The organism is Pectobacterium carotovorum (assembly GCA_016415585.1).
Taxonomy (GTDB): Bacteria; Pseudomonadota; Gammaproteobacteria; order Enterobacterales; family Enterobacteriaceae; genus Pectobacterium; species Pectobacterium carotovorum_K.
The window spans coordinates 2,065,309-2,088,943 of the sequence record CP066552.1; the positions used below are offsets into that span (position 1 = coordinate 2,065,309).

Genomic DNA, 23,635 nt, shown 5'->3' on the forward strand with positions numbered 1-23,635 from the left:
TCTCTGCCGTCATGAGATCCCCTTTTATTTGATCTGCGTTGAAGTATTTGTCATCCGCTCGCCGCATCATGGTGAGTGGAGCTATTTGGCTCAACTGAGGTATAGCCGTTTATGGAACAGTTGAAATCGGAACTCAGTACGGTGTTAGGGGAAAGCCTCAGCCGACTTGAGCGCATAAGCGAACAGCCGTATGCGGATCTGTATGCCTTGTATGATAAAGAAGGCAACGCTATGCCTTTGTTGGCTAAAAGTTATGTTTGTCAGGGCGTGGCGCAGCAGGAAGCTTACAAACTCTCGATGCTGGCGCGTGAAGGCGACGTGCGTTTGCCAACCGTTTACGGGTTGGTGCTGACGCAGCAGCAGCCCTATCGGGAACTGCTGCTGATTGAGCGTTTGCGCGGTGTGTCGGTGGAAGCGCCGCCACGAAGCGGCCAGCGCTGGACGTTGCTGATGGATCAAATCGTTGAAAATGTATTGGCCTGGCACCGAATTGATAGCCATGGCTGCGTTGGTTCGGTGGACAGCACGCAGGACAATGATTGGTTCAGTTGGTATCAGCAGCGTCTGGAAGTCCTGTGGTCCACGTTGCTCAATGTCAATGCGCCGCAGCTTACGCAGCAGGACCGGAGCGTGCTTTATCGTTCGCGCCAGTGTTTAGAGATGCTGTTTGAGGATTTCGAAGATGGTTGTGTGCTGGTACACGGTAACCTTTCGCTGCGCAGTATGTTGAAGGACGCACGTAGCGATCAGCTATTGGCCATGATCAATCCGGGAATGATGCTGTGGGCACCCAGAGAGTACGAACTCTTCCGCCTTTGTGAATCCGGCATGCCGGAGCAGTTACTTTATCACTATCTAAAACAGGCACCGGTATCTGAATCCTTTGTCTACCGGCGCTGGCTATATGTCATTTGGGAAGCGGTATCCCGCTATATCCATACGGGACAGCTGGACCGTCAGCTATTTGATGTGGCTTCCCGTGAGTTATCCCCTTGGCTGGAGTGAAGTGAGCCTGCTGTTGTTCCGCGGCGTGCGGTGCTGCCGTGGTTCCCTTCAGTGCCTGCCAGAGGCGACCGAGTGTTTCGTACCAAGCTCGCTCGCTGTGTGATAAATAGTAAGCGGAAGGGAATACTTTTTCCCACGGGTTGAGCGCGGAGGTGATCGCCATCTGATTGGCTGGCGCGGGAATCGGCGCTAACCCCTGAGCCTGGAAGAATCGCATGGCGCGAGGTAAATGGTTGGCTGAGGTCACCAGCAAGAAAGGGCGTTCGCCAACAATTTTAGCGGTTGCCGTCGCTTCCTCTTCCGTATCCCTTGGCGTATCCAGAATGATGATGTCTTGCTGGGGAATGCCCAAGCTTTCGGCAACCAGCGCCGCGGTTTTCGCACTGCTGACAGGGTTCCCCTGCGCGGATCCACCAGTAAAAATCAATTTTGCGCTAGGATTGGCATGATAAAGGCGAACGCCTTCCGTGACGCGTGGGAGGCTGTTGCTGATGAGATTAGAACTGGGTGCCCATTCCGCGTTATAGGTATACCCCCCGCCTAACACGACAATATACTCGGCTTTGCTCGCCTGCGGCGTTTGTCGCCAGGTTGGGTAGTGTGATTCCAATGGTAACAACAGTCGATCGGCAACAGGCTGCAGGCTGAGCAGAATAAGCATCAGCCAACTGGTTAATATTATCGTTTTCCCCGTGCGTTGTCGCTGGGTAAACCAGAGCAGCAACAGGCCAACACCCATCAGAAGCAATAGCAATGGCAGGGGCTGCATAAGCCCACCGACGAACTTTTTGAGTGTGAAAAGCATAAAATTGCATTCCTTTTGAGTGAAAAAACCGCATTTGGGAAGATATCATGCGGTAAGGCCATTTATTCTAAGCCAGCCTGTGCCAAAATGGCAGGCTGGAAAAAATCGCATCGCGCAGACATGTCCTGCACGAGAACCCCGTTTATATGCTGCGGAACAATGACTGATGCAGGATCGCAATTTTAACGATATCGCCGAAAAATTTGCTCAGAATATCTATGGCACGACGAAGGGGAGACTTCGGTTGGCGGTATTGTGGCAGGATCTTAGCGATCTTTTGACCCGACTTCCGGCACGGCCTTTGCACATCCTTGATGCAGGAGGCGGCGAAGGGCAGATGGCCTGTCGTCTGGCAGCTTTAGGACATCAGGTATTGTTGTGTGATGTCTCCGGTGAGATGATTCAGCGCGCCAAAAATGCCGCAGCGGAACAGGGCGTTACCCATAACATGCGTTTTGTGCAGTGTGCCGCACAGGGTGTCGCGCAATATATGGACAGTCCCGCCGATCTGATATTGTTCCATGCGGTGCTGGAGTGGGTCGCGCAACCACAACAGGTACTGAAAACTCTGTACGATAGTCTGTCGCCTGGGGGGGCATTGTCCCTGATGTTCTATAACCATCATGGGCTGTTGATGCGTAACATGGTGGTGGGCAACTTTGATTATGTTCAGGCCGGAATGCCTAAGGGCAAACGGCGCTCGCTCTCGCCGGATCACCCGCTGAACCCGCAAGAAGTATACGGCTGGCTTGATGAGATGGGGCTGACTATTAGCGGGAAAACCGGCGTGCGCGTGTTTCATGACTACTTGAAAAATAAACAGCAGCAAGTTGAGAAGTTTGACGACATTCTGGAGATTGAACAGCTGTATTGTCGGCAAGAGCCTTTTGTGAGTTTGGGCCGTTATATCCATGTCATGGCGCATAAACCCCATTTGAAGGATGCATTATGAGTGATTTTTCCCAGACTGTACCCGAACTGGTCGCCTGGGCACGAAAAAACGATTTCTCCATTTCCCTCCCCACCGAACGCCTAGCGTTTTTGATGGCGATTGCCACGCTTAATGGCGAACGCATGGATGGTGAAATGAGTGAAGGTGAGTTGATTGATGCCTTCCGTCATGTGAGTCAGGGATTTGCTCAGACGAATGAAACCATTACCGTCCGCGGCAATAACGCGATTAACGATCTGGTGCGGCAGCGGTTGCTTAACCGTTTTACCAGCGAGCAGGCGGAAGGCAATGCGATTTACCGTCTGACCCCACTGGGGATCGGCATTACCGATTATTACATCCGCCAGCGTGAGTTCTCGACGCTGCGCCTTTCCATGCAGCTCTCTATCGTGGCGCAAGAACTTAGCCGTGCAGCCGATGCGGCGGAGGAAAACGGTGATGAGTTTCACTGGCACCGTAACGTATTTGCGCCACTGAAATATTCCGTGGCTGAAATTTTTGACAGTATCGATCTGTCACAGCGCGTGATGGATGAGCAACAGCAGGGCGTTAAAGACGATATCGCCGCGCTGTTAAATCAGGACTGGCGAGCGGCGATCAGTAGCTGTGAGCAACTGCTAACGGAAACGTCATCGACGTTGCGTGAGCTGCAGGATACGCTTGAAGCTGCCGGAGACAAATTACAGACGAGTCTGTTGAGCATTCAGGATGCGATTATGAATAACCCGCATAATCTGGAGTTTGTCGACAAACTGGTGTTTGACCTGCAAAACAAACTCGATCGCATTGTGAGCTGGGGGCAGCAGACGATAGATTTGTGGATTGGTTACGACCGTCACGTACATAAGTTCATCCGTACCGCGATTGATATGGATAAAAACCGCGTCTTTGCCCAGCGGTTGCGTCAGTCGGTGCAGAGCTATTTCGATAGCCCTTGGGCGCTGACGTTCGCCAACGCCGATCGTCTACTCGATATGCGTGATGAAGAACTGACGCTGCGTAGTGAAGAAGTCACCGGTGAACTGCCGCCGGAGCTGGAATACGAAGAGTTTAGTGAAATGCGCGAGCAGCTGATCGCGCTGGTCGAGCAGGCATTGCATAAATATAAAGCGCAACAGATTCCGCTGGATTTGAGTGAAGTGATGCGAGAGTACCTCACGCAGCATCCTCGCTCGCGGCATTTTGATGTTGCCCGAATCGTGGTCGACCAGGCTGTACGTCTGGGCGTAGCCGAAACAGATTTCACCGGATTGCCTGCATTGTGGCAGGCAATCAATGATTACGGAGCCAAGGTGCAGGCCCATGTCATCGACAAATATTGAACAATTTATGCCAGTGAAGCTGGCAACAGCGTTATCGAATAATCTCTTTCCTGCGCTGGACAGCCAATTGCGTGCCGGGCGTCATGTTGGCATTGAAGAACTGGAAAACCACGTATTTTTGATGGATTTTCAGGACGTGCTGGAGGAGTTCTACAGCCGTTATAACGTGGAGCTGATTCGTGCGCCGGAAGGGTTTTTCTATCTGCGTCCGCGCTCTACCACGCTGATCCCGCGCTCGGTGCTGTCTGAGCTGGATATGATGGTAGGGAAAATTCTCTGCTATCTCTATCTGAGCCCAGAGCGTTTGGCGCACGAAGGCATTTTCAGCCAGCAGGAACTGTATGAAGAGCTGCTGAGCCTGGCGGATGAAAGCAAACTGCTGAAGCTGGTTAACCAGCGCTCCACCGGTTCCGATCTGGATCGCCAAAAATTGCAGGAAAAAGTCAGAACCTCACTTAACCGCTTACGTCGGTTAGGTATGATCTACTTTATGGGCAATGACAGCAGCAAATTCAGAATTACTGAATCGGTGTTCCGCTTCGGAGCGGATGTGCGCAGCGGCGATGATGCCCGCGAAGCACAGCTACGCATGATTCGCGATGGTGAAGCGATGCCTGTTGAAGGTAGTTTGTCGCTGAAAGATGACAGCGACGATAACGATCGCACCGATGATACCGCGCCAGAAACGGGCGAGGATGAATAAGAGACTATCCCATTCCTACTGGGGCAGGCTTTAAGTGTTGAGGATGAACAGGAATGATTGAACGCGGTAAATTTCGCTCACTAACGCTGGTCAACTGGAACGGCTTTTTCGCCCGCACCTTCGATCTGGATGAACTGGTTACCACGCTATCCGGTGGTAACGGTGCTGGGAAATCCACCACGATGGCCGCCTTTATTACGGCGCTGATCCCTGACCTGACGCTGCTGCACTTTAGAAACACCACCGAAGCGGGGGCCACCAGCGGCTCACGCGATAAAGGGCTACACGGTAAATTACGCGCGGGTGTCTGTTACTCCACGCTCGATGTCGTTAATTCACGTCATCAGCGCGTGCTGGTTGGGGTTCGTCTCCAGCAGGTTGCAGGGCGCGACCGTAAAGTTGATATCAAGCCTTTCACCATTCAGGGATTACCGACGGCGATACAGCCGACGCAAATTCTGACGCAGGTGGTCGGCGATCGTCAGGCGCGAGTGCTCTCCTTGCAGGAGCTGAAAGAACGCGTTGAGGAGATGGAAGGTGTTCAGTTCAAGCAATTCAACTCCATCACCGATTATCATTCACTGATGTTTGATTTGGGCGTCGTGCCGCGCCGCCTGCGTTCTGCTTCCGATCGTAGCAAGTTCTATCGTTTGATCGAAGCCTCGCTGTACGGTGGTATCTCCAGCGCCATTACTCGCTCGCTGCGTGACTATTTGCTGCCGGAAAATAGCGGCGTGCGTAAAGCGTTTCAGGATATGGAAGCGGCGCTGCGTGAAAACCGCATGACGCTGGAGGCGATCCGTGTTACCCAGTCCGATCGCGATCTGTTTAAGCACCTGATCTCTGAAGCGACATCCTATGTTGCCGCTGACTACATGCGGCATGCCAATGAGCGCCGTATTCATCTGGATGGGGCGTTGGAACTGCGTCGTGACTTGTTCTCCAGCCGTAAGCAACTGTCGACTGAGCAATATCGTCATGTAGAAATGGCGCGGGAGCTGGCGGAGCAGAGCGGTGCCGAAGGCGATCTGGAAACAGATTATCAGGCGGCCAGCGATCACCTGAATCTGGTGCAGACCGCCATGCGTCAGCAGGAAAAAATCGAGCGCTATAACGCCGATCTGGAAGAGTTGAGCTATCGCCTCGAAGAACAGAACGAGGTGGTAGAAGAGGCGCGGGAGCAGCAGGCGGAAAACGAAGAACGTGCCGATGCTGCCGAGTTGGAAGTGGATGAACTGAAAAGTCAGCTTGCCGATTACCAGCAGGCGTTGGACGTGCAGCAAACGCGGGCTATTCAGTACCAGCAGGCTCAGCAGGCGTTGGAACGCGCCCGCATGCTGTGCCAATTGCCGGATTTAACGGCAGACAACGCGGATGAGTGGCTGGACAGCTATCAGGCGAAAGAGCAGGAAGCGACAGAGATTCTGCTGATGTTGGAGCAGAAACTGAGCGTGGCTGATGCGGCGCACGGTCAGTTTGAACAAGCTTATCAGTTAGTGACTAAGATTGCCGGTGCGGTGAATCGCAACGAGGCCTGGCAGGTTGCGCGCGATTTGCTGCGCGACAGCTCTTCACAACGTTATCAGGCGGAGCGAGTACAGCCGTTGCGGATGCGTTTGTCTGAGCTGGAACAGCGCCTGCGTGAGCAGCAGGATGCCGAGCGGTTATTGCAGGATTTCAGCAAACGCAACGGTCAGGATTATCAACCGGAAGAGCTGGAATCACTTCAGCAAGAACTTGATGCCCGAATAGAAACGCTGTCATCGCTGGTGGCGGAAGCGGGCGAGCGTCGTATGGCGCTGCGTCAGGAGTTGGAGCAAACCCAGCAGCGTATTCAGAAGCTGACGATGCGTGCGCCAGTTTGGCTGGCCGCACAGGAAATGCTGACGCAACTGAGTGAGCAGAGCGGTGAAACGTTCGAAGATAGCCGTCAGGTGACGGAATTCATGCAGCAACTGCTGGAGCGCGAGCGTGAAACTACAGTTGAACGTGACGACATCGCTGCTCGCAAACGCCAGATTGAAGCACAGATTGAGCGGCTGAGTCAGCCCGGTGGTTCGGAAGATCCGCGTCTGAACGCGCTGGCGGAACGTTTTGGCGGCGTGTTGCTGTCTGAAATTTATGATGACGTGACGCTGGATGATGCGCCGTACTTCTCGGCGCTTTATGGTCCCTCCCGCCATGCGATTGTGGTATCCGATCTCTCGCTGGTTCGCGATCAGCTTGCCGGTCTGGAAGACTGTCCAGAAGATCTGTACCTGATCGAGGGGGACCCGCAGTCGTTTGATGACAGCGTATTTGCCGTTGACGAGCTGGAACGTGCCGTCGTGGTGAAAGTCGCGGAGCGCCAGTGGCGTTATTCGCGTTTCCCAGAAGTGCCGCTGTTTGGCCGCGCCGCGCGGGAAATGCGCCTGGAAAGCCTGCGTGATGAGCGCGAAGCGCTGGCGGAACAGTATGCCACGCTGTCGTTTGACGTGCAGAAAACGCAGCGCTTGCACCAGTCTTTTGGTCGCTTTATTGGTACCCATCTGGCCGTTGTTTTTGATGACGATCCCGAAGTGGAAATCCGTACGCTCAGTGCCCGTCGCGGCGAGCTGGATCGGGCGATGGCGAGCTTTGATGGCGAAAACCAGCAGCAGCGTCAGCAGTACGATCAGGCGAAAGAAGCCAGCGCACAGCTGAATAAACTGATTCCGCGCATTAGCCTGCTTTGCGATGAGACATTGCAGGATCGTGTGGAAGAGATTCGTGCGGAACTGGATGAAACGGAAGAGTCTGCCCGTTTCATTCAGCAGCACGGTGCAACGCTGGCTAAGCTGGAACCGTTGGTTTCTGTCCTGCAAAGCGACCCGCAGCAGCATGAGCAGTTGCAGGAAGATTATGCGCAGGCGCAGAACGCCCAGCGGCAGGCAAAACAGCAGGCGTTTGCGTTGACCGAAGTTGTGCAGCGTCGCGCGCACTTCAGCTATGCCGATTCAGCTGGAATGCTGGGTGAGAATGCTGGCTTGAATGACAAACTGCGCCATCGTTTAGAACAGGCTGAAGCAGAACGGACAAAAGCGCGTGAGCAGCTACGCCAGCATCAGGCACAGCTGACGCAGTACAGTCAGGTTCAAGCCTCGCTGAAAAGTTCTTACGATGCCAAACAGGACATGCTGAAGGAACTGACGCAAGAACTTCAGGATATCGGCGTACGTGCGGATGCGGATGCCGAAGCGCGCGCCCGTCAGCGTCGTGATGAGCTGCATGCCGCATTAAGCACCAACCGCTCGCGGCGTAATCAGTTGGAAAAACAGATTACGTTCTGTGAAGCAGAAATGGACAGTTTGCAGAAGAAGCTGCGTAAACTGGAGCGTGATTACCATCAGATGCGTGAGCAGGTTGTGACGGCGAAAGCAGGCTGGTGTGCGGTTATGCGTTTGGTGAAAGACAACGGCGTCGAGCGTCGTCTGCACCGTCGTGAACTTGCCTATATGGAAGGTGACGAACTGCGGTCTATGTCGGATAAGGCGCTGGGGGCGCTGCGTCTGGCGGTTGCGGATAACGAACATCTGCGCGATGTGCTGCGGCTTTCCGAAGATCCGAAGCGGCCCGAACGCAAAATCCAGTTCTATATCGCCGTTTACCAGCATCTGCGCGAGCGTATTCGTCAGGATATTATCCGCACCGATGATCCGGTAGAAGCGATTGAACAGATGGAGATCGAGCTTAACCGTCTGACGGAAGAGCTGACGGCGCGTGAGCAGATGCTGGCTATCAGCTCACGCAGCGTGGCAAACATCATTCGTAAAACGATCCAGCGCGAGCAGAACCGCATTCGGATGCTGAACCAGGGGCTGCAAGCGGTCGCATTTGGTCAGGTGAAGAGCGTTCGCCTCAACGTCAACGTGCGCGAAGCGCATACCACGCTGCTCAACGTGTTGTCCGAACAGCAGGAAATGCATCAGGATCTGTTTAACAGCAACCGTCTGACCTTCTCGGAAGCGTTGGCAAAACTGTATCAGCGCCTGAATCCTGAAATTGACATGGGGCAGCGCACGCCGCAAACCATCGGTGAAGAGCTGCTGGATTACCGAAACTACCTTGAAATGGAAGTTGAAGTTAACCGTGGCGCGGATGGTTGGCTAAGGGCGGAAAGTGGGGCGCTGTCGACTGGGGAAGCCATCGGTACTGGGATGTCGATTCTGGTTATGGTGGTGCAGAGCTGGGAAGAAGAGTCCAAGCGCCTGCGCGGCAAAGATATTATTCCGTGTCGTCTGCTCTTCCTCGATGAGGCGGCGCGTCTGGATGCCAAATCGATCGCGACGCTGTTCGAGCTCTGCGATCGTCTGGAAATGCAGTTGGTCATCGCGGCACCGGAAAATATCAGCCCCGAGAAGGGAACCACCTATAAGCTGGTGCGTAAAGTCTACCAGAACAACGAGCACGTCCATGTGGTCGGGCTGCGTGGTTTTGGAACGGAAGCGCCAGAGACGCAAGAGCAAACCTCGTAATGGGGAGCGGTAAATTTTACCGTTGCAAACCTTGCCGATATTTTCCTCTATAATGATAAAGCCGCTTTTTTAAGCGGCTTTATTTTTTCGTAAAGCGTGGTGTAAAGGGAATGTTGAATGCGAATAGCTTCATCAAACGCGTAAGATAATAACCAGAAGAAGAAGCAAAAATATTTTTCTCTTTATATACTGACGATGAAACGATTACAGATCGTAGAAGGATTTGCGGTTTTATGTTGCAAGGTGGCGTACCGTAATAACGGACGCTATATAAAATGATCATATTTCATTCTTTCTCGTTTTCTACACAAAAAAACCTAAAGAATGTGCTTACGCCAGTATGACCGTATACGAGCGAATTCGGTTTGTTATTTCCATATCCAACGTGGATTGTCGTGAAAGCATAGTGATTAATGAGTACAGGGGATAAATGGATGTTGTTGTTACATAAACGAAAAATGGTCAGGCTGCTGTTACGCGCGGGTTGTATTTGGGTCGGAAGCCTGTCTCCTTCGTTTTCGGTGCTGGCAGCATCTCCGATGGTGGTATCCGGCTTATCGCAAAGCTCGGGCGTGATGTCTGTAGAAAATAGCCGTGCAGGGCTTCTGGCCGCGCTGCCACACGGTATGTCGGTACATTATCTCTCTGATTTATCATCGCTTTATGCCCAACATCAGATGCAACCTATGTGGGCAGATAATCGTGCGGTTCAACAGTTTCAACAACAGCTGGCCGAATTGGCGATAGCTGGCGTACAGCCGCAGTTCACCACGTGGGTAACCTGGCTGACCGATCCGCAGTTGACCGGATTTGCGCGTGACGTCGTGCTATCGGATGCGATGCTGGGCTATTTGCAGTTCGTCTCGGGTGTAGAACGCAGCGGTAACGACTGGCTGTACAGCAGCGTGCCTTACCGTCTGCAATCGCCAGCGCTCAATATCGTTGCGCAATGGCAACAGGCCGTGAAATCCGGCACTAGCGCGGCTTATGTCGTTTCGCTGGCACCACAGCATTCGCAATACGCCAAAATGCATGAAGCGCTGAAGACGATGCTGACGGACAATCGCCCGTGGCCGAGCCTGAATCTGGCGGAGTCTCTGCGCCCGGAACAGCAGAGTCGGGAACTGGCGGTACTGCGTGAAATTCTGCAACGTACTGGCATGCTGTCTTCAACGGAGAGCATTACGCTATTTAACGAAAATACCGCCGCGACGCCAGTATCGACAGGACAGGTTCCGCTGGTCGAGGGCGCTGCTATCGACGCCAGTTATACTGGCGAACTGGTTGATGCGGTTAAACGCTTCCAGCACTGGCAAGGGCTGGAGGATGATGGCGTTATTGGTAAGCGTACGCGCGATTGGCTCAATGTGTCCCCGCAAATGCGCGCAACGCTGCTGGCGCTGAATATCCAGCGTCTGCGCCTGTTACCGGATAATGTTCACACTGGTATCATGGTGAACATCCCCAATTATTCACTGATCTATTATCAGGATGGCGCTGAGCGTTTATCGTCGCGCGTCATTGTTGGGCAGCCTAAACGCAAAACACCATTGATGAGCAGCTCGCTGTATAACGTCGTGGTCAATCCGCCGTGGAATGTCCCGACGACGCTGACTCGGCAGGACATCATTCCTAAAGTGGTGCGCGATCCCGGTTATCTACAGCGTCATGGCTACACGGTGCTGTCCGGCTGGAGTCAGGATGCTGAAGCGATCGATCCTTCAATGATCGATTGGCAGATGGTGTCAGCGGAACGCTTCCCCTATCGCCTGCGTCAGGCCCCTGGTGCGAATAACTCGCTGGGACGCTATAAGTTCAATATGCCGAATTCAGAAGCGATTTATCTGCACGACACGCCTAATCACAATCTATTCCAGCGTGATATCCGGGCGCTGAGCTCCGGCTGCGTGCGGGTTAATAAGGCATCGGAACTGGCTAGCATGCTATTGCAGGATGCAGGATGGAATAATAGTCGTATTTCTTCCACGCTGGATCAGGGAAATACCACCTTTGTGTCGATGAAACACCGGATTCCGGTCAACCTCTATTACCTGACCGCGTGGGTGGCTGAGGATGGCAGGCCGCAGTTCCGAACAGATATTTACAATTATGATGACACCGCGCGTGCCGGGACGAAAGTGCTGTCCAAAGCAGGGCTGTTGCTTCAGTAAGTATTGAAAATACGGGCATTAGCGGCATTGGTATTTTATCGTTTTGCGGAGGATCGATGCGATCTTCCGCAAACCTCTAAGCAAAGCGGGTTGACTCACTTTTCTCTGGCAGTTAAGGTTCAAGGCGGTGCGTTTTGTGCCTCCTTTTATACCGTTTTTTAGCCAGGGTACTTGTTCTATGGATCACATTGACAATCATCGCCGTAAGTTGCTTGCACTGGGTGGTGCCGCGTTGGGCATCGCACTACTTCCCGGTCAGGCATTTGCGACGTTATCGACACCCCGACCACGAATTTTGACGCTGAATAATCTGAATACCGGAGAGCGGTTGAAAACGGAATTCTTTGATGGCAAACGGTATAACAAGTCAGAACTTTCCCGCCTGAATCACTTTTTCCGCGACTATCGCGCCAATAAAGTCAAAACGATTGATCCCCAACTTTTCGATCAGCTCTATCGCTTACAGGTGATGTTGGGCACCAACAAGCCCATACAGCTGATTTCTGGTTATCGCGCGATAGATACGAATAACGAATTACGTGCGCATAGCCGAGGTGTAGCAAAGCAGAGCTACCACACGAAAGGGCAGGCGATGGATTTCCATATTGAAGGCGTTCAACTCGCTAACATTCGTAAAGCGGCGATGAAGATGCGTGCCGGTGGCGTTGGCTACTATCCACGCAGTGATTTCGTTCACATCGATACTGGCCCCGTCCGCACTTGGTAATTCGCTACAGCATACCGCAGCGCTAAATTTTTTTCTGATACGGTTCGCTTACAGCGCGAGCCGTTCAGTTTATTCAACATGGAGTGATATGAAATATCAAATAGTTCCGGTGACGGCATTTAGCCAGAACTGCACGTTGTTATGGTGTGAAAAAACCAATGAAGCGGCGATTGTCGATCCCGGCGGCGATGCAGAAAAAATCAAGCGTGCCGTCGCGGATGCTGGGATTGCGGTTAAGCAGATTCTATTAACACACGGCCATCTGGATCATGTTGGCGCGGCGGCGGAATTGGCTGAGTACTATCAGGTCGCGATTATTGGCCCACAGATTGACGATGCTTTCTGGCTGGAAGGGTTGCCAGCGCAGTGCCGGATGTTTGGCCTAGAAGAGTGCGCGCCGCTGACGCCATCACGCTGGCTACAGGACGGTGATGAGGTTAGCGTGGGCGAGACGACGCTGGCGGTGTTCCATTGCCCAGGTCATACACCGGGCCATATTGTTTTCTTTGATGCAGAATCGCGCTTGGCACAGGTAGGTGATGTTATTTTCAACGGTGGTGTAGGGCGTACCGATTTCCCACAGGGCGATCATCAGGCGCTAATTGCGTCTATCAAGAATAAACTGCTGCCGCTGGGTGACGATGTGACGTTTATTCCGGGGCACGGTCCGATGTCAAACTTAGGACATGAACGTAAAACTAATCCTTTCCTGCGTGAAGATGCCGCGATTTGGTAGTTTCTGTACTTTTTATCAGTAAGGGCAGAAATTTATCAGTAAAGGGCAGAAATGAAAAAGCCGACACAGGGTGTCGGCTTTTTTGATCGCAGAACGATCAGAGTACGGCAACAATCGCTTCGCAGAGCGGCGCCATGTTTTCCGGTGTCATTCCTGCAACGTTGATACGGCCAGAATTCACCGCATAAACACCGAATTCATCACGCAGACGCAGAACCTGCTCTTTGGTCAAACCACTGAATGAGAACATTCCATTCTGATTGATGATGAAGGAGAAATCCTGATTTGCCCCTTTTTCCTGCAAGGTATTCACGAACAGCTGACGCATGCGTTGAATACGCTCACGCATCGCCGTCAATTCCTGTTCCCAGACGGCCTTCAGCGCATCGTTGCCCAGAATGGTCGCAACAACGGTCGCGCCGTGTGACGGTGGGTTAGAGTAGTTTGCGCGAATAGCGGCTTTCACCTGGCTGAATGCTGTGTCTGCCGTGGCGGCATCGGCGGCAACCAGCGTACAGGCACCGACGCGCTCATTGTACAAACCGAAGTTTTTAGAGTACGAGCTGCATACGATCAATTCATCGTGTTTGGCAGCGAAGAGACGCAGGCCTTCCGCATCTTCTTCTAGCCCGCGGGCAAAGCCCTGATAGGCGAAGTCAAACAGCGGCAGCCAGCCTTTCGCTGCCGACAGTTCGGCCAGCGTAGCCCACTGCTCAGCGGTAGGATCGATACCGGTTGGGTTGTGGCAACAGCCGTGGAACAGCACCACGTCGCCTGCTTGTGCGGCATTCAGGCTGTTCAGCAGGCCATCAAAATCCAGCGCATGGTTCGCTGCATCGTAATAGTCATACTGACACACTTCCAAACCGGCAGCAGAGAAGACGTTATTGTGATTTGGCCAGGTTGGGTTGCTGATCCAAATGCGCTTCGCAGACGTTTGATTTGCAATGAAATCAGCGGCTACACGCAACGCACCAGTTCCGCCTGGGGTTTGCGCCGTACGGGCACGTTTGTCGGCAATGATGGCATTCTGCTTGCCAAACAACAGCTCCTGCGTGCACTGACCGAATGCTGGCAGACCGTCAATGCCCAGATAGTTTTTGGTGGTTTCATTTTCCAGCAGATAGTGTTCTGCTTTTTTTACGCTGGTCAGAACCGGGGTTTTACCGGTTTCATCTTTATAGACACCAATACCCAGATTGATTTTATTCGCGCGGTCATCGGCGCGGAAAAGATCGGTCAGCCCGAGAATAGGATCGGCCGGTGCGGCAGAGATATTTTCAAACATTGCCAGAATGTTCCATAACTGAGATGAAATAAGAATTCTCAGAGTACCGTCAGTAAAAGGCTTTGCCAACCGTTGATGTCAAAAAGAAAGGGAAATAACAGGGAGAAGGAGAGAGACGAAATAAAAGACTGGTTAGACGAGAATAATTGGCGCAGCGTGGCGTAAAGCAGAAACCAAAAAACGCGCGTAAAGGTAGAATGCTATCCGGCTCACAATAAAAAAGACAGAGCCGAGGCTCTGTCTTTTCCTGCAATACAAACGATTAACTCGTTACGTTATGCTGGGATGACTTAGAACTGGTAAGTCAGGCCAACAGCAACAGTATCGTCGGTATTCAGTTTATACGCGTTCTCATCTTTCAACAGGTTGATTTGATAATCAACATAGGTAGACATATTTTTGTTGAATGAGTAAGTAGCGCCAACGCTAACATACTTAGTTACATAATCGTTGGTTGTTACAACGCTGGTATCGTCTTTAGCTTTAGCAGAAACGTAAGCCAGAGATGGAGTCAGACCAAAATCGAAGTTGTATTGAGCTACAGCTTCAAACACTTTAGTTTGGTCAGCGTAGAAGTTACCTGTGCCGTTGACAGCGCCAGCTTTCGGCTTAACAACGGTCAGGTTGCGGTATTCACCATAAATTGCTGCAACATAAATGTTGTTAGCATCATATTTCAGGCCAGTTGCCCAAGCATCTGCTGCGCTACCGTTATTACCAGCACGAAGACCATTGGCACCATAGCCATGTTGGTCATTAGTGCGATCATATTTAGCGTAAGAAGCTACAACGCCTACACCGATATCTGAGGTGTAAGAAGAAGAAATACCCCAGCCATCGCCGTTTTGTTTTTCTTCATTATTTCTTTCATTGATACTGTTGCTGTCATTCTTACCCAGATACTGCAGGCCAAAATCCCAGCCATCCACTAAACCGAAGAAGTTTTTGTTACGATAGGTCAGTACACCAGTGCTACGGCCAGTCAGGTTATCAGTGTAGCTAGAATCACCACCAAACTCAGGCAGAACGTCTGTCCAAGCCAGTGCGTCGTATGCAATACCCAAGTTACGGCCGTAATCTAGGGAACCGACATCAGCAAATTTTAAACCAACAAACGCATAACGAGTTTTATCTGCGTTCGGGCCAGCAGAACCTTGGCTTTCGTCTTTATAACCATTGAACTGGTATTCAAAACGGCCATAGCCAGTTAATTCGCTAGAAATCTGAGTTTCGCCTTTGAAGCCTAAACGAGCGTAGGTCTGATCGCCGTTATTGCCTTTGTCGTCAGAGAAGTAGTGCAGGCCAGTGATTTTACCAGTCAGATCCAGCTTGTTGCCGTCTTTGTTATAAACTTCTGCTGCATTGGCTGCGCCCGCGACTAACAGAGCTGGGATTACTACTGCAAGAATGTTGCGTTTCATCATTATTACCCTCATTGGTGTTATTTAGACACCTGCCACTGCCATAAATAATTCTTTACGGAACTATTCCTGAAAGTTTGGTGTCTTCCTGTGTCTGAACGCAGTTTTCCATTCACACGCCCGTTAATCCACCTTAAAGATGCTACAAAGTTCGTAATCGGGTAACAAATGGAAATAATGTGTGTCTAAATGTAAAATTCAGGGAACTTTGTGAGACAGAATAAAAATTAAAAAAAAAGAGCCGGGAAACCCGACTCTTCTTTTCTACATATTTGTTTTACTTATATTAAATTTTTATTTAGAAACTGGCGTTCCGTGGGGTACGCGGGAAAGGGATTACGTCGCGCACATTTTGTACACCGGTAACATAGGCAATTAATCGCTCAAAACCTAAACCAAAACCGGAATGTGGAATAGTGCCGTAACGGCGTAAATCACGATACCACCAGTAGTCTTCTTTATTCAGTCCCATCTCTTCCAGACGGCTATCCAGTTGAGCCAGACGCTCTTCACGCTGAGAACCCCCGATGATTTCACCGATTCCTGGTGCCAGAACATCCATCGCGGCAACGGTTTTACCGTCGTCGTTCATACGCATGTAGAAGGCTTTGATGTCTTTCGGGTAGTTTTTAACGACAACCGGTGCTTTGAAGTGCTGCTCCGCCAGATAACGCTCATGTTCGGAGGAGAGGTCAACGCCCCAGTAAACTGGATTCTCGAACTGCTGCCCGCAGTTCAGCAGGATCTCGACAGCATCGGTGTAGTCCACCTGTGCGAAATCAGAGCTAACGAATTTTTCCAGTCGAGTGATGGCTTCTTTATCAACGCGTTCGGCAAAGAACGCCATATCATCGGCACGCTCGTTCAATACGGCTTGGAAAACGTATTTCAGTAAGTTTTCAGCCAGACCGGCAACGTCATCCAACGTGGCAAAAGCGACTTCCGGTTCGATCATCCAAAACTCGGCCAAATGGCGGCTGGTGTTGGAGTTTTCCGCGCGGAAGGTTGGGCCAAAGGTATACACATTGGACAGCGCACAGGCGTAGGTTTCGCCATTCAACTGGCCGGATACGGTCAGGAATGCTTCTTTACCGAAGAAATCTTCGCTGAAATCCACTTTACCTTGTTCGGTACGCGGCAGGTTTTCCAGATCGAGAGTAGAAACGCGGAACATTTCGCCCGCGCCTTCGGTATCGGATGCGGTAATCAGCGGGGTAGAGACCCAGAAGTAGCCATTCTCATGGAAGAAGCGGTGAATCGCCTGTGCCAGCGTATGGCGAACACGCGTCACGGCACCGATCAGATTGGTACGCGGACGCAAATGCGCAACTTCACGTAGATATTCGATGCTGTGACGCTTCGCCGCCATCGGGTAGGTATCGGGATCGTCAACCCAGCCGACGACGTTGACGTTGGTGGCTTGCAACTCGAAGCTCTGGCCCTCACCCGGAGAAGCGACGACATTACCGGTGATTTCTACGGAACAGCCGGTAGTCAGGCGTAGCACGTCATCCTGATAATTGGAGAGATTATTATTAACGACAGCCTGTAATGGATTAAAGCAGGAGCCGTCATAAACGGCGATAAAGGAGATACCGGCTTTAGAATCTCTCCGGGTACGTACCCAGCCGCGCACGGTGACTTCGCTGTCAACGGCGACACGGCCTTGCAGTACATCGACTACAGGCACTACGCTCATAAAATTCTCTCTTTAATTAATCGTGTTTAAGAAATATATCGTGGTTAAAACGTCAAATGGCCCAATCCGAGCCATTTGCTATGTTACTTGCGATGCAACAGGACACAAGCAGAAATCACCGGAATGGCGCGAAGTTTTCGCTCATGCTGGTGAATCTGCTGCAAAGTTGGTCAATACCCGGCATACTTCAAGTTGCATATTAGGGGAGGGGGAGACGTTTCAACTGGCTTTTTTCACGCGAGGTAAGTCAAACGCTTTGCGCAACTCACACACGAAGTTCTGATCCTGACAGATGGTTTTACCCGGGCTATCGGAGAGCTTTGCCACTGGCTTGCCATTGCATTCCACCAGCTTGATGACAATATTCAACGGCTTCACGCCGGGGATGTCACACGTCAGGCGGGTGCCCATGCCAAATACCAGATTCACGCGTTGCCAGAAGTGACGATACAGCGTCAGCGCTTTATCCAGATTCAGATTGTCGGAGAAGACCAGCGTTTTGCTCATTGGGTCGATGTTCAGACGCTGATAGTGTGCAATGGCTTTCTCTCCCCAATCGACTGGATCGCCAGAGTCGTGACGCAGCCCCTGATAGGCTTCGGCGAACGACAAATCGAAATCGCGCAGGAAGGCATCCATAGTGATGCAATCGGTCAACGCAATGCCTAAATGTGTGGGATATTCACGCAACCACATTTGTAGCGCGGCGCGCTGGCTGTTTGCCAGCGTCGGACTAATCTGCTGATGGGCCTGAAACCACTCGTGTGCCTGCGTACCGACAGGCGTGATATCCAAACGGCGCGCCAGATCGTAATTGCTGGTGCCGATGAGGTAAGGGAAATCGGCTCGCAGCGTCGTAACAATAGTCTGCTGGATATCGCGAGAGAAACGTCGGCGCGTGCCGAAATCCATTAGCTTGAATTGGCTGAGGTCCACATCCGTGCTGTTCTGGCGGAAGCTCTCTAGTGAGGCAGACAGTTGGGCGAGCGCCTGCTCAGCTGTGGCATTGGGCGAACGCTCCCGATGCACAACTTCACTGATCACCGCCAACAAGGGAACTTCCCACAAAATCACTTCACGCCACGGCCCAGCGATACGGATATCCAGCTTGCCCGCATTGTTCTTAATCGACACCTGCTGCGGATTAAAACGGAAATCCCGCAGCCAGTGGAGATAGTCCTGTTTAAAGAACGGCAGAGAAGAAAGATAGGTGAACTCATCGTCACGCAATGACAAGAAACGCATCAGATCGACCTGATGGGCTATCTCATTCGCGTAAATGCCTAGCAACTCATCACCGCGACAGCGAAATTCAGCCGCAACGTCGACATCATAATAATGATGATACACCGCCTGTTGCATATGCAGCTTGTAGGCATCGGTATCCAGCAATGAGTGCAGAATCGGAGAAGTATGCAAAGTCATAATGCGTTACGACATCTTTGTAAGATGTCTATCCACCATCGGGACAGCTAGCAATGTCCAATCAGTATACCTTGATTATTTGTTTATTACATTACGACAACATAGCGAGACGTGCGGGAGTGAACCGCAGCACGATGATTAGCCTCCTTATTTTGTTGTGATAACATTGGGGCAACAGGTATAGACTTGATCTTTGATGCTTATGACGAGGTGGGAGCTTTAATATGAATCAACAGCCGCAAATAAAATATCGCCATGACTACCGTGCACCGGATTACACCATTACTAATATTGCACTGGATTTCGATCTTCATGCTGAAAAAACTCACGTAAAAGCCGTCAGCCAGGTGGTGTTGCAGGGGGCGCTGGGCGCGCCGTTGAAGCTGGACGGCGAAGGGCTGAAACTGATTAGCCTGAGCGTTGATGGTCAGCCGTGGACACATTACCAGCAGCAGGACGATGGCCTGATTCTGACGCAATTACCCGCGCGTTTCACGCTCAGCATCGAAACGGAAATCAACCCTGCCGCCAATAGCGCGCTGGAAGGGCTATATCAATCAGGCGAAGCACTGTGTACGCAGTGTGAGGCCGAAGGATTCCGCCACATTACCTATTATCTCGACCGACCGGATGTGCTGGCGAAATTCACGACGCGCATCACAGCGGATAAAGCTCGCTATCCTTATTTACTCTCTAACGGTAATCGTATCGCACAAGGAGAGCTGGAAGGCGGTCGCCACTGGATTGAATGGCAGGATCCGTTCCCGAAACCGGCTTATCTGTTTGCGCTGGTTGCCGGCGATTTTGATGTGCTTCAGGATCGCTTCACGACATGTTCTGGCCGCGATGTGGCGTTGGAGCTGTATGTTGACCGTGGCAACCTCGATCGGGCTGGCTGGGCGATGACCTCGCTGAAGAATTCGATGAAGTGGGACGAAGAGCGTTTCGGTCTGGAATACGATCTCGACATCTATATGATCGTCGCCGTTGATTTCTTCAACATGGGGGCGATGGAAAACAAAGGGCTGAACGTATTCAACTCTAAATACGTGCTGGCCAAGGCAGAAACCGCGACGGATAAAGACTATCTGAATATTGAAGCGGTGATCGGCCATGAATATTTCCACAACTGGACGGGCAACCGCGTCACCTGTCGCGACTGGTTCCAGCTTAGCCTGAAAGAAGGGCTGACGGTGTTCCGCGATCAGGAGTTCAGCTCCGATCTGGGGTCGCGTCCGGTGAACCGTATTGATAACGTGCGTGTGATGCGCGGTGCGCAGTTTGCCGAAGATGCCAGCCCGATGTCGCATCCGATTCGTCCCGATCAGGTGATCGAGATGAATAACTTCTACACGCTGACGGTCTATGAAAAGGGATCGGAAGTGATCCGCATGATGCACACCTTATTAGGTGAGGAAAAATTCCAAGCCGGTATTCGTCTGTATTTTGAGCGTCACGACGGCAGCGCGGCGACCTGTGATGATTTCGTACTGGCAATGGAAGATGCTTCCGGTGTCGATCTCACACAGTTCCGCCGCTGGTATAGCCAGTCAGGCACGCCGGTGCTGACTGTGCGTGATGATTATGATCCGCAGACGCAACAATATCTGCTGAGCGTGAGCCAAAAAACGCCAATCGGTGCCGACAAACAGCCGAAGCTGCCGCTGCATATTCCGTTGGATATTGAACTGTACGATCCGCAAGGGCAGGTCATCCCGCTACAGAAAGACGGTCAACTGCTGGCGTCGGTGCTTAATGTGACCGAATCCGAACAGACGTTCATTTTCGATCAGGTACCTTGCCGCCCGATTCCTTCTTTATTACGTGAGTTCTCTGCGCCGGTAAAACTGAACTATGCCTGGAGCGATGAACAACTGACGTTCCTGATGCGCCACGCAAGCAATGCCTTCTCACGTTGGGATGCGGCACAGAGCCTGCTGGCTAACTATATCCGTCTGAACGTTTCTCGCTATCAGCAGAAACAGCCGCTTTCTGTACCGATGCATGTTGTCGATGCTTTCCGTGGCGTGTTGCTGGATGAAAAACTGGATCCGATGCTGGCTTCTCAGATTCTGACATTGCCGAGCGAAAACGAGATTGCCGAGCTGTTTGACATCATCGATCCTACGGCGATTGCTGCCGTACGTGAAAGCATGACGCGTACGATGGCAAAAGAGATGGCGGATGAGTGGCTGGCGGTATACCACGCGAATCAGGCACCGCAATATCGTATCGAACATGCGGATATGGGCAAACGCGCGCTGCGCAACGTCTGCCTGCATTATCTGGCATTCAGCGATGCGGATCAGGCGGATAAATTGGTGCAGGCGCAGTTCCGTCAAGCGGATAACATGACGGATTCGCTGGCGGCGCTGTCGGCGGCGGTCGAGGCTCAGTTGCCCGTTCGTGATGAGCTGCTGACGCAGTTTGATAACCGCTGGCATCAGGATGGCTTGGTCATGGATAAATGGTTTGTGCTGCAAGCCACCAGCCCGGCTGCCGATGTGCTGACCCGCGTGCGTGAGCTGCTGCAACATCGATCATTCAGCCTGAACAACCCTAACCGTCTGCGTTCTCTGGTGGGAGCATTTGCCGCCGCTAATCCGTCGGCGTTCCATGCTGAAGACGGGAGCGGCTATCGCTTCCTGACGGAGATTCTAACCGATCTGAATACCCGCAATCCTCAGGTCGCGGCACGGGTGATCGAACCGTTGATCCGCCTGAAACGTTATGATGCTAAACGTCAGTCGCAAATGCGTCAGGCGCTGGAACAGTTGAAGACGTTGGAAAATCTGTCTGGCGATCTGTTCGAGAAGATCAGCAAGGCACTGCAAGACTAATCCTGCCATAGTCATTCTTCTGTCACACGCGGTAGCTTGCCGCGTGTGACATTCTCCCTTGCGCTAATTTCTTACTTCCGCAAACGTTTTACTTTCCGCAGAGATGGCACTACCATCACCGACCGTGAGTTAAACCGTAATCCACTATTGCTTACTTCCAGCGTAGGCAAGATACCTTTGCGATAGGGATCTCAGGAGACAATATGTTCTATCCCGTTATCAAAAAAGCCCTGTTTCAGCTCGATCCAGAGCGTGCACATGAGCTGACCTTCCAACAATTACGCCGTATTACCAACACGCCTTTTGAATTTCTCGTCCGCCAATCTGTTCCTACTAAACCAGTTACCTGCATGGGGTTATCTTTTAAAAACCCACTTGGTCTAGCGGCGGGATTAGATAAAGACGGCGAATGTATCGATGCGTTAGGCGCAATGGGCTTTGGTTTTATTGAAGTGGGGACGGTGACGCCGCGTCCACAATCCGGTAATGACAAACCGAGATTATTCCGCGTAGTGGAAGCGGAAGGATTGATCAACCGGATGGGTTTCAATAATAAAGGCGTGGATTATCTGGTCGAGAATGTAAAGAAAACACGCTTTGGCGGTGTATTAGGGATCAACATCGGCAAGAATAAAGATACGCTGGTTGAGCAAGGTAAAGACGATTATTTGATCTGCATGGATAAGGTTTATCCTCATGCAGGCTATATCGCTATCAACATTTCGTCACCCAATACGCCGGGATTACGCAGCCTGCAATATGGTGAAGCGCTGGACGATCTTTTGCTGGCGATAAAGAACAAGCAGACGGAATTAAAAGATAAGCATCAGAAATATGTTCCCGTGGCGGTGAAGATCGCGCCGGATCTTTCTGAAGAAGAATTGATCCAAATTGCTGACAGTTTGGTTCGCCATAACATCGACGGGGTGATTGCCACCAATACGACGCTCGACAGAAAACTGATTCAGGGATTAAACCACTGTGGGCAAACCGGAGGATTAAGTGGACGTCCGTTGCAGACAAGCAGCACGGAAATTATCCGCCGTTTGTCACAGGAATTAGCAGGGCGTTTGCCGATTATTGGTGTTGGCGGAATTGATTCTTTGGTCGCCGCACGCGAAAAAATGGAAGCTGGCGCATCGCTGGTACAGATATATTCAGGCTTTATTTTCCACGGTCCTCGCTTGATTAAAGATATCGTTACACATATTTAATCCGAAATGCCTTTCATTTTTAGCTGGGGGTTTATTTATCCCCCCAGCTAGTCTATATTTTATCCGTTTGCGTAAATAATCTATCAACCGATGTCTGATCTTCTTACCGCAACGTTTATGACGATGAACGGTTATTGTAATGTGAGAAAACACAATCAGCCATTTCTGATATTTCTACTGTGAAGGCGAAGGGTAAATAATATGAAGTTAAAACCTGACGATAACTGGCGCTGGTATTTTGATACCGAACACGATCGCCTGATGTTGGATTTGGCTAACGGCATGTTATTCCGTTCTCGTTTTCCGTCTAAAATGTTAACGCCGGATGCATTTAATGAATGTGCATTCTGTGTTGACGATGCTGCGCTATTTTTTACCTATAACGACAAGTGTCAGAAAGCGGCGCTGCACCGTGACCTTCAAGGCGAATTGGTTTTGAATGCGCTGGTCGCAAGCCGATTTCTCAAACCGCTTATGCCAAAAAGTTGGCACTTCATCCAGCAGCCGGATGCCGTGACGTATTCGCCGCAGGCGGGTGATGTTGTACAGGTTCAGCTCACTGAAACTCATGAAACGGCCTGTTTCCTGGTGGCGGAAGCAGGGGACAAAGCCTGTCTCTGTCTGCTGGCGCAAGAACAGCTGTCATTAAGTGGAAAGACCATGGGGCTGGGCGACGCCATAAAAATCATGCACGACAGGCTAATGCCCGCCGTCGTTCAGAATAGAGCTGAGTGGGAAACCGCGTTGGGTGAAGGCACGTCGGCATTTGAGTATGCCAAGGTCGTCTAAACCGCGTCATATCCCCGTCATACTTCAAACTGCATGTACGCTATT

At 51.5% G+C, this 23,635-nt stretch carries 16 protein-coding genes; 11 read left to right on the plus strand and 5 right to left on the minus strand.

Features of this window, described 5'->3' with window-relative positions; genetic code table 11:
- The first annotated feature begins 111 nt into the window (after positions 1-111).
- The gene (locus tag JFY74_09195) at positions 112-1,005 is read left to right on the plus strand and encodes a YcbJ family phosphotransferase (protein QQG30170.1); all 894 of its coding nucleotides are present in this window, start codon (positions 112-114) and stop codon (positions 1,003-1,005) included.
- Here the strand turns inward: JFY74_09195 and elyC are convergent.
- On the minus strand, positions 908-1,810 hold the full coding sequence (gene elyC, locus JFY74_09200; GenBank protein ID QQG30171.1) for an envelope biogenesis factor ElyC: 903 nt from the start codon (positions 1,808-1,810) through the stop codon (positions 908-910). The genes JFY74_09195 and elyC overlap by 98 nt on opposite strands.
- 166 nt (positions 1,811-1,976) lie before the next feature.
- Between elyC and cmoM the strand changes: the two genes are divergently transcribed.
- The 7 genes from cmoM to JFY74_09235 all read left to right on the plus strand — a co-directional run bounded on the left by cmoM (position 1,977) and on the right by JFY74_09235 (position 12,914).
- Positions 1,977-2,762 (plus strand): tRNA uridine 5-oxyacetic acid(34) methyltransferase CmoM, encoded by a 786-nt coding sequence (gene cmoM, locus JFY74_09205; GenBank protein ID QQG30172.1) that lies wholly within the window; start codon positions 1,977-1,979, stop codon positions 2,760-2,762.
- Positions 2,759-4,084: a chromosome partition protein MukF gene (gene mukF, locus JFY74_09210; GenBank protein ID QQG30173.1), complete on the plus strand. Its 1,326-nt coding sequence runs from the start codon at positions 2,759-2,761 to the stop codon at positions 4,082-4,084. The genes cmoM and mukF overlap by 4 nt, the downstream gene beginning before the upstream one ends.
- Entirely contained in the window at positions 4,065-4,787 is a 723-nt protein-coding gene (gene mukE / locus JFY74_09215) for a chromosome partition protein MukE (GenBank protein QQG30174.1), read from the plus strand. Before mukF ends, mukE begins: the two co-directional genes overlap by 20 nt.
- Before the next feature lie 53 nt (positions 4,788-4,840).
- Positions 4,841-9,280 (plus strand): chromosome partition protein MukB, encoded by a 4,440-nt coding sequence (mukB, locus tag JFY74_09220; GenBank protein ID QQG30175.1) that lies wholly within the window; start codon positions 4,841-4,843, stop codon positions 9,278-9,280.
- Positions 9,281-9,714: 434 nt separating this feature from the next.
- The gene (gene ldtD / locus JFY74_09225) at positions 9,715-11,451 is read left to right on the plus strand and encodes a L,D-transpeptidase (protein QQG30176.1); all 1,737 of its coding nucleotides are present in this window, start codon (positions 9,715-9,717) and stop codon (positions 11,449-11,451) included.
- A gap of 178 nt (positions 11,452-11,629) precedes the next feature.
- The gene (locus JFY74_09230; GenBank protein ID QQG30177.1) at positions 11,630-12,178 is read left to right on the plus strand and encodes a YcbK family protein; all 549 of its coding nucleotides are present in this window, start codon (positions 11,630-11,632) and stop codon (positions 12,176-12,178) included.
- A gap of 88 nt (positions 12,179-12,266) precedes the next feature.
- Positions 12,267-12,914, plus strand: coding sequence for an MBL fold metallo-hydrolase (locus tag JFY74_09235; GenBank protein QQG30178.1), 648 nt, complete (start codon positions 12,267-12,269; stop codon positions 12,912-12,914).
- 97 nt (positions 12,915-13,011) lie between these two features.
- Here JFY74_09235 and JFY74_09240 read toward each other — a convergent pair whose 3' ends face one another.
- The 4 genes from JFY74_09240 to pncB all read right to left on the minus strand — a co-directional run bounded on the left by JFY74_09240 (position 13,012) and on the right by pncB (position 18,747).
- Positions 13,012-14,202: an aspartate/tyrosine/aromatic aminotransferase gene (locus JFY74_09240; protein QQG30179.1), complete on the minus strand. Its 1,191-nt coding sequence runs from the start codon at positions 14,200-14,202 to the stop codon at positions 13,012-13,014.
- A 290-nt stretch (positions 14,203-14,492) separates the two neighbouring features.
- Entirely contained in the window at positions 14,493-15,623 is a 1,131-nt protein-coding gene (locus JFY74_09245; protein ID QQG30503.1) for a porin, read from the minus strand.
- Between the two features lie 298 nt (positions 15,624-15,921).
- Positions 15,922-17,322 carry an asparagine--tRNA ligase gene (asnS, locus tag JFY74_09250; protein ID QQG30180.1) on the minus strand — a complete coding sequence of 467 codons (1,401 nt, stop codon included), beginning with the start codon at positions 17,320-17,322 and terminating at the stop codon, positions 15,922-15,924.
- Between the two features lie 219 nt (positions 17,323-17,541).
- Positions 17,542-18,747, minus strand: a complete 1,206-nt coding sequence (pncB, locus tag JFY74_09255) for a nicotinate phosphoribosyltransferase (protein ID QQG30181.1) — start codon at positions 18,745-18,747, stop codon at positions 17,542-17,544.
- Positions 18,748-18,971: 224 nt separating this feature from the next.
- Between pncB and pepN the strand changes: the two genes are divergently transcribed.
- The 3 genes from pepN to JFY74_09270 all read left to right on the plus strand — a co-directional run bounded on the left by pepN (position 18,972) and on the right by JFY74_09270 (position 23,590).
- The gene (pepN, locus tag JFY74_09260; protein ID QQG30182.1) at positions 18,972-21,587 is read left to right on the plus strand and encodes an aminopeptidase N; all 2,616 of its coding nucleotides are present in this window, start codon (positions 18,972-18,974) and stop codon (positions 21,585-21,587) included.
- Between the two features lie 203 nt (positions 21,588-21,790).
- Positions 21,791-22,801: a quinone-dependent dihydroorotate dehydrogenase gene (gene pyrD, locus JFY74_09265; protein QQG30183.1), complete on the plus strand. Its 1,011-nt coding sequence runs from the start codon at positions 21,791-21,793 to the stop codon at positions 22,799-22,801.
- Positions 22,802-23,002: 201 nt separating this feature from the next.
- The gene (locus tag JFY74_09270; protein ID QQG30184.1) at positions 23,003-23,590 is read left to right on the plus strand and encodes a cell division protein ZapC; all 588 of its coding nucleotides are present in this window, start codon (positions 23,003-23,005) and stop codon (positions 23,588-23,590) included.
- The last annotated feature ends 45 nt before the right edge of the window (positions 23,591-23,635 follow it).